Source organism: Mycobacterium sp., from assembly GCF_025965855.1.
GTDB lineage: Bacteria > Actinomycetota > Actinomycetes > Mycobacteriales > Mycobacteriaceae > Mycobacterium.
Genome location: NZ_JAOPWB010000023.1, coordinates 1 through 5235 on the forward strand (window position 1 = coordinate 1; position 5235 = coordinate 5235).

The following is a 5235-nucleotide window of genomic DNA, read 5'->3' on the forward strand; positions in this document are numbered from 1 at the left end:
TGCCTCTACCTCGTCACCCGATCACTAGATCCGACCGGGCGGGGTAGGGCACGATGGGAAATGAGGTGGAAGCCCGCACTAAACGCGTTCGCAATCACCTTCAACGGCCGGATCACCCCGACCGGCAACTAACAAATGCCAAGGTCGGATCCACCGTTAATCGGACAGCCCCAACGGCGCAGGATACTAGATGGGGTAGCAGACCCTGGTGAGTTCTTCGGAGATCGCCCAGAGTCTGTGCTGGGCCTCCGTGTCGTGTGACTGCTTGCTTGATTGGACGACTTTGGGGTAGCCGCGTGCTTCCAGAATGCCTCGGGGACCGAAGTATTGCCCGCCGGAGACGGATGGGTCGGTGGCGGCCCTCAGTGTCGGCAAAGCCCCTATAGCCGGGGTTTGTAGCAGCAGACGGTTAAAGAGTTTGACGGGTGTGGAGGAATCACGCGCAAGGTCGGTTCTGGTTCCACCGGGATGTGCGGCAACGGCGATGGTGGTGCTGTCATGTGTGGCGAGGCGGCGCTGCAGCTCGTAGACGAACATTAGGTTGGCCAGTTTGGACTGCCCGTAAGCGCTGGTGGTGCGGTAGGTCCGCAGGCCCTGCAGATCCTCGAAGTGAATTCGCAGCTGGAGGCGGTGGGCGGCACTGCTGACTGTTATGACGCGCGAGTTCGGCGCGGCCAGCACGTGTCCCAGCAGCAGCCCGGTCAGCGCGAAATGCCCGAGATGGTTGGTACCAAAATGCATCTCAAACCCATCCTCGGTCGTTGACCGCGGACGTCCTCCCGCCATCACGCCGGCATTGTTGATGAGAAGGTCGATCCGATCGAGCCTGGTGTCCAGTTCGGCCGCAGCGGCATAGACCGAGTCAAGCGACGCAAGATCCAGCTGCTGAACAGATACGTCCGCACCGGGTGTTGTCGACCGAATGCTCGCCGCCGCTGCATTGCCCTTGTCCAGATTGCGCACTGCGAGCGTGACGTGGGCACCGTGGCGTGCCAGCTGCGTCGCGGTGGCCAGGCCGACGCCGGTGTTCGCGCCCGTGATGACCGCGACCCGGCCGCGCTGATCGGCGATGTCGTCGGCCGTCCACGCTGTATCCGGGGATATATCCCGGCCGCACCGACGTTTAGGCTGGGTGACCAATGCACTGGCGATCATTGCTTCTCCTTACGCTGCTCAATAAAGTGGAAGTAGCACACCCACTTCACACTGTAGGCCAAAAACGGGTGTAGCGCTACCACTTCAGTAGGGAGGCAGTCGCCATGCGGGCACCGCGCAAGGATGTGTTGCGCAACCGGCAACGAGTGGTGGCCGCAGCTCGAGCAGCGTTCGTCGAGCTGGGACCCGATGTCAGCCTCGAAGAGATTGCCCGGCGGGCAGGCGTTGGCGCTACCACCCTCTACCGACACTTCGCCGATCGAGACGACCTAGTCGAGGCGGTCCTCGAGGACCTCATCGCGGCCGTGCGCGACAACAGCGATCTAGCCGCGGCCATATCCGATCCCCTGGAAGCGTTCCGGTGGGTGTTCACCAGCAGCTGTGACCTCTCCGACGGCGAGACCGAGACCTTTCTGCGGCTGGCTTCGACGAGCCAGCGCACCCAGGCGCATGCACAGCGACTCATCACCGACCTTGTTGCCCCGGTCACCGGACGGCTACGCGAAGCCGGTGCCCTGCAATCCGGCGTTACGGCCAACGACATCGCCATGTTGATCCGCATGACCAGCGCGGCCGACGACCACCAAAGCCGCGCGATGGCGATACAAGTGCTCCTAGCCGGCCTGACTCAACCCGCAAAGACCGATAACCGCACACACCAACACCTCTACCCCGGCGAGCAGCTCCGCGCACCCACGGCTAACTCGGCAAAACGAACATGACGGGCCCACCTCCAACTAGAAGTTGGAGTGTCCCAACCAACCGGCCGTCGCAACCGCGGACCGGATAACCGGGCGGGCTGCTCCGGCCGCACGCCGCAAAAAGGACACGAAATACCAACCGCGATGGACATCAATTGAGACATGTGGCGACGCTGCTGGTCGGACAGTCACCGTCTCAGTTTCGATGTCACGCGAATGTCGCTCGTGACAAGAAACTGAGACAAATTGCGATTTCAGACGCGATCGGCTCGCTCAGCGTATGTGACCGAGTGAGACGTCAGTGTGATCCGTTCACCGGTGACGTGATCCCGGCCGCAGCGTACCGGATCATGCGGGACAGCCGCGCCCCGAAGTCCTCCATGGTGTGGCCGAGCCGCGGGTCGTCTCGGTAGAGCTGTTCCAGGGCCGGCGGCGGATGGGCGTACTGCCACAGCATCGCCGCCAGGGCGGTGGTCACGGTAACCAGGTCGCGGGCGTCTTGCGCATTGAGCTGCGGCACTGTTCCGGCGATGGCGGAGCCGATCGAGTCGACCGCGTCGAGGGCGGCGAGCTTGAATGTGCGGGCCACTTCTAGTGGCACTTGCCGCTCGAGGGTTAGCGACGCGTGGGCGAGGAGATCGCAAAACAGCGCCCGGCCACTGATCGATTTGGCCAGCAGGCTCGCCACTTGCTCGACGCGCACGACCTCGGATCCCTTCAACGCCTTGACGATCTCGTCGGCCCAGCTGGCCCACTCCTGCGCGGTCAGCACCAGCAGGATCTCCTCGCGCGAGTCGAAGTAGCGACGCACCGCTGAGGCATGCACCCCGGCATGAGCGGCGATCGCGATCAATGTCACGCACCGGGCGCCGTCGCGCAGCGCCAGCTCGCGCGCGGCCTCGACGAGATCCGTTGCGCGCCGCTTTTTGTTGGCCTCGGTTCGTGCGCGTTGAAACTGCCGCTCGACCGGCTGGGTGGGGGACACGACGCACAGTTTAACGCAATCGGTCTGCGTTGCATAACGCAGACCGATTGCGTTATGTTGACCCCGAACCCGAGGAGGAAACATGGCAGAGCAGGTGTGGTTTGTGACGGGTGCGTCGCGTGGGCTTGGTCGCTCGGTCGTCGGTCAAGCCCTCGGGGCCGGCCATCGCATGGTTGGCACGGCTCGTCGCGTCGATGCCCTGAGCCAGTTCGGGCAGGCCTATCCGGGCCGGTTCTTGGCGCTACCGCTCGACGTCACCGATGCGGCCCGCGCCCGGTGGGCCGTCGGGGAGGCAGTCTCGACCTTCGGGCGTCTCGACGTGGTCGTCAACAACGCCGGCTACGCCAACATGACACCCATCGAAGAGGTCGACCTCGACGACTTCCGATCCCAGTTCGATGCCGTGTTTCTGGGCACTGTGTACGTGACCAAGGCCGCGTTGCCGGTCTTCCGCGCACAGAATTCGGGGCACTTCATCCAGGTCACCTCGATCGGCGGGCGGCTGACATCCCCCGGGCTGGGTGCCTACCAGGCCGCTAAGTTCGCCGTCGAAGGCTTCTCCGGGGTGCTCGCCCAAGAGGTCGCCGGCTTCGGGATCAAGGTCACCCTGGCCGAGCCCGGCGCGATGCGCACCGACTGGGCCGGCTCGTCCATGGTGGTTCCCCAGCACTCGCCCGACTACGCACCCACGGTCGGCGCGATGGCCACACGGCTTCGCGCCGCCAACGGCACCGAGCCGATCGACCCGGACAAGGTGGCCCGCGCGTTCGTCCAAATCGCCGAACTGAACGAACCCCCGCTGCACCTGCTTCTCGGCTCGGACGCTGTCGACCTCGCCGCCGCCGCCCTGCAAAAGACCACCGACGAAGACCGGCGATGGGCCCAGTTCGGCCGCTCGGTCGACTTCGGCGCCACCGGCCCAGTCCTCCCAGAGCATCCACCGGCACCGGCCGGCGGGTGAGGGGTGAACGGTGAGCCGCAACGCCGCCATGATCGGCGAGTTCCTCAGAACTCGGCGACGTCAGCTCGTACGCGCAGACTTTGGCCTGCCCCCGGTCGCCAGGGGGTCTTCCGGGCTGCGCCGCGAGGAGGTGGCCTACCTGGCGCGTGTGAGTATCACCTGGTACACCCGGCTGGAACAGGGACGCGCCATCACCCCGTCTCGGCAGGTGCTCGATGCGCTCGCGCGGACGCTGCGGCTGTCTTCCGCGGAACACGCCTACGTGCTGTCGCTGGCCGGGTACTCCGCCCCCCAACCCGCCGAAGACCCGGTCCCGCGGACCGTGCCCACGCACTTGCAGCGGCTGCTCGATGCCCTCACGGGCTACCCGGCGTATGCGCTCGCCCCGGACTGGGCGGTCACGGCGTGGAACACCGCATACGAGGCGCTGTACCCGAACGTGGCAACGGTCGCCGCGGCGGACCGAAACCTGCTGTGGCTATTGTTCACCGACCCGTACCTGCGCGCGCTGATGCCCGACTGGGAATTCACCAGCCTCTACAACGCTGCCTCGTTCCGGGCCCAGGCCGGCGCCCGGCTGGGCGACTCACCCTTCTGCCACCTCGTCGAACGACTTCTCGAGAGCAGCGAAGCGTTTCGCGCCGCCTGGGAGAACCACGACATCCAAGCACTGACCTCCCGAAAGCGCCTGTTCTGCCACCCCGAAGTCGGCGACCTGCGCATGGAACAACACAGCATGTCACCGGCCGATCATCCCGAACTGCACCTAGTGATCTTCACACCCGTGCTGACCACCGACACCCCTGCACGACTGCGTCAGCTACTCGACAGCCAAACCCCACGTGCGACTATCGACGGTCCATCAGGGTTGGGAGATCGAGAGTAGTAGTGCCAGGGATAGCACTAGCGCGGTCTTCGCCCCGGCTCATTCGGAGCCGACAGTGGGGGCATGCCAGAGACACCCGCAGCACGCCTGTCGGACGCCGAGCTGGGTGCGTCGCACATCATGGAAGTCGGCGCGGGGTTCTGGCCGGCGAAGACGCTGCTCTCGGCCGTCGAGCTCGACCTGTTCAGCCATCTGGGCGGTGCGTCGATGTCTGGGGAGGAAGTCGGTGCACGGCTGGCGCTGCATCCGCGTGCGATCTACGACTTCCTCGACGCGCTGGTCGCGCTTGGCTTCCTGGAGCGCGATGGCGAGGGGACCGACGGCCGCTATCGCAACAGCGCCGAGGCGGCGGCGTTCCTCGACAAGCAAAGCCCCACCTATGTCGGGGGGTTCCTCGAGATGTGCAACGCCCGGTCCTACGGGTTCTGGGGTGAGTTGACCGAGGCGCTCAAGACCGGCGAGCCCCAAACCGAGGTCAAGCTCACCGGCAAGCCGATCTTCGAGGAGCTCTACAGCGACCCCGCACGGCTTGAGCAGTTCATGCAGG

Annotated in this window: 6 protein-coding genes and 1 pseudogene; 5 read left to right on the forward strand and 2 right to left on the reverse strand. The window is 65.3% G+C overall.

All coding sequences use genetic code 11. From position 1 onward, the window contains the following. Positions 1 to 132: pseudogene (locus tag JWP83_RS02015) on the forward strand (IS256 family transposase); the annotation flags it as partial. Between the two features lie 54 nt (positions 133 to 186). On the opposite strand, the gene JWP83_RS02020 reads toward JWP83_RS02015, so the two are convergent. Further along, a complete protein-coding gene (locus JWP83_RS02020; protein WP_297725279.1) occupies positions 187 to 1155 on the reverse strand; it encodes an SDR family NAD(P)-dependent oxidoreductase in 969 nt (322 codons plus the stop codon). A gap of 104 nt (positions 1156 to 1259) precedes the next feature. Between JWP83_RS02020 and JWP83_RS02025 the strand changes: the two genes are divergently transcribed. Continuing rightward, on the forward strand, positions 1260 to 1877 hold the full coding sequence (locus JWP83_RS02025) for a TetR/AcrR family transcriptional regulator (protein WP_297725281.1): 618 nt from the start codon (positions 1260 to 1262) through the stop codon (positions 1875 to 1877). A 277-nt stretch (positions 1878 to 2154) separates the two neighbouring features. Here JWP83_RS02025 and JWP83_RS02030 read toward each other — a convergent pair whose 3' ends face one another. Then, complete coding sequence (locus JWP83_RS02030; RefSeq protein ID WP_297725283.1) at positions 2155 to 2841, reverse strand: TetR/AcrR family transcriptional regulator; 687 nt, start codon at positions 2839 to 2841, stop codon at positions 2155 to 2157. A gap of 82 nt (positions 2842 to 2923) precedes the next feature. Here JWP83_RS02030 and JWP83_RS02035 point away from each other — a divergent pair, with 82 nt between their 5' ends. The 3 genes from JWP83_RS02035 to JWP83_RS02045 all read left to right on the forward strand — a co-directional run. Then, positions 2924 to 3802, forward strand: a complete 879-nt coding sequence (locus JWP83_RS02035) for an SDR family NAD(P)-dependent oxidoreductase (RefSeq protein ID WP_297725285.1) — start codon at positions 2924 to 2926, stop codon at positions 3800 to 3802. A gap of 28 nt (positions 3803 to 3830) precedes the next feature. After that, a complete protein-coding gene (locus tag JWP83_RS02040) occupies positions 3831 to 4688 on the forward strand; it encodes a helix-turn-helix transcriptional regulator (RefSeq protein WP_297725289.1) in 858 nt (285 codons plus the stop codon). Positions 4689 to 4751: 63 nt separating this feature from the next. Continuing rightward, positions 4752 to 5235: methyltransferase dimerization domain-containing protein (locus JWP83_RS02045; RefSeq protein WP_297725287.1), on the forward strand; the 484-nt coding region annotated here is incomplete at its 3' end.

Excerpts from the sequence above, each read along its gene's own strand:
- JWP83_RS02020 (WP_297725279.1), bottom strand. The coding sequence starts at position 1,155 with ATGATCGCCAGTGCATTGGTCACCCAGCCTAAACGTCGGTGCGGCCGG.
- JWP83_RS02025 (WP_297725281.1), top strand. The coding sequence starts at position 1,260 with ATGCGGGCACCGCGCAAGGATGTGTTGCGCAACCGGCAACGAGTGGTG.
- JWP83_RS02035 (WP_297725285.1), top strand. The coding sequence starts at position 2,924 with ATGGCAGAGCAGGTGTGGTTTGTGACGGGTGCGTCGCGTGGGCTTGGT.
- JWP83_RS02040 (WP_297725289.1), top strand. The coding sequence starts at position 3,831 with ATGATCGGCGAGTTCCTCAGAACTCGGCGACGTCAGCTCGTACGCGCA.